The sequence below is a fragment of the Colwellia sp. E2M01 genome (assembly GCF_018860585.1).
Lineage (GTDB): Bacteria > Pseudomonadota > Gammaproteobacteria > Enterobacterales > Alteromonadaceae > Colwellia.
The window spans coordinates 303,862-305,561 of sequence record NZ_JAHKPR010000010.1; the positions used below are offsets into that span (position 1 = coordinate 303,862).

At 36.6% G+C, this 1,700-nt stretch carries 1 protein-coding gene; it reads right to left on the reverse strand.

Features of this window, described 5'->3' with window-relative positions:
* Positions 1-166 precede the first annotated feature (166 nt).
* Positions 167-1,561, reverse strand: coding sequence for an MATE family efflux transporter (locus KO502_RS02070; RefSeq protein ID WP_216020885.1), 1,395 nt, complete (start codon positions 1,559-1,561; stop codon positions 167-169).
* Positions 1,562-1,700 lie beyond the last annotated feature (139 nt).

Below are 1,700 nucleotides of genomic sequence, written 5' to 3' on the forward strand. Positions count from 1 at the left end.
TTTTAACCAGTACAGGTGAGCAGTAATTTAACGTACTTGGTATTACTGACTATTAAAAATAGAATAACTCTTCTCTGCAATCAATGCTTTGCCTCTAAACCTTTTAATTCACGCTAAGTGATCACTTTCTTAGATAGAGTGGTATAAATATTTAAACTCAACGTTATTAAAATTTTCTTGGTACGGAAATGGGTTCAATCAGTAGCTCAGAGTTAGACACAGCAGATAACGGTAGGCGTTTTTTAAATTCGCTACGCAGAAGAATAAAGCTAACTAATGCTTGAATACATACGCTAAAAACAGAAACATACCAAAGCTGTTCAAGTTTATAGTCTACTTGCTTTGATAACCAAATGGCAGGAACGATAAAGGTTATTAGACGAACAGCTGTGCTAAATAATGCCGGCAAAGTATTGCCCATTGCTTGAAACATACCTGAGCAACTAAACACTAAACCAGACGGAATAAAATTTAAGCAAATTATTTGTAAAAACACCGTGCCAATTAACAATACTTGCTCGCTTTCTGAAAAACTTTGTAATAATAAAGGTGTTTCTAGTAAACAGAGTAAGGTAATTAAAGACATCATCGAACAGGTTAAAATAGCTGACCATTTAAATGTTTCCTTTACCCTAGCATAGTTTTGCGCGCCAAAATTTTGCCCTGCAATTGCTGGTGCGGCAAAGGCAATAGCCATTGAAGGTAAAAACAGTGATTGCATTATTCTTGAGCTCAAACCAAAGCCTGCTTGTGCATCAGCGCCAAAAGGTTGAATCAACCAGTAAATTGATCCCATATAAACAAACATTAAAAAGAACTCACCACCGGCAGGCAAGCCAATAGCCATTAATTTTTTTATGCGTTGTTTGTTTGCACGCCAGAGAGATAACTCAATTGACACATATTTATCTGCGGATTTAACGTAGAAAGCTAATAACAGTACGGCAAAAAGGACTGAAATAGAACTACCAAGGCCAGCACCTGCTATCCCCATTTCATGACCTGAGCCCCAACCGGTAATTAATATCGGTGATAACACCATGTTGATCAAAGTTGACGATATTTGAATAAACATTGTTGGTTTAACAATACCTGTTCCTCGTAACGCTGAGCTAATAGATACCATTAAAAATTGTAGTGCCATACAGGGAATAAACCAATGCAGGTAATTTAAGCCCATGGTAATTGTTTCTGCATCTTGTGAGATCAGGTTCAAATAACTTTCAGCTTCAAAATAGCCTAAAAGACAAACCATGCTACCAAGCACGGTAGATATCATCATTGATTGGTTAAAAGTTAAATTGGCATCAGTGTTATCTTTAGCGCCCACCGCTTGAGAAATAAGTGCAGCGGTACTTACATTGAGAATTTGTGTTAAGGCAAAAATAAAAAACATCATGTTGCCAGCTAAGCTTAACCCGGCAAGCGCAGCGGGTCCTAGTTGACCAACAAAATATAAATCGACGAGGAAATAGAGGGTTTGAATGAACATACCTATCATCATAGGTATTGCCATAGTAATTAGATGTTTAGGGATAGAGCCTTGGGTAAGATCTTTCATGTAAGGAAGTCCATTTATTTCAATTAATAATTGCTCCTTATTAGTGTATCAGGTTGCTAATCAGTTTAATGCAGTAAAAGCATATTCATATTGAGCTTAAGGAATAATATCAATTTGATTAAGTTCTTTCCCACTCAGC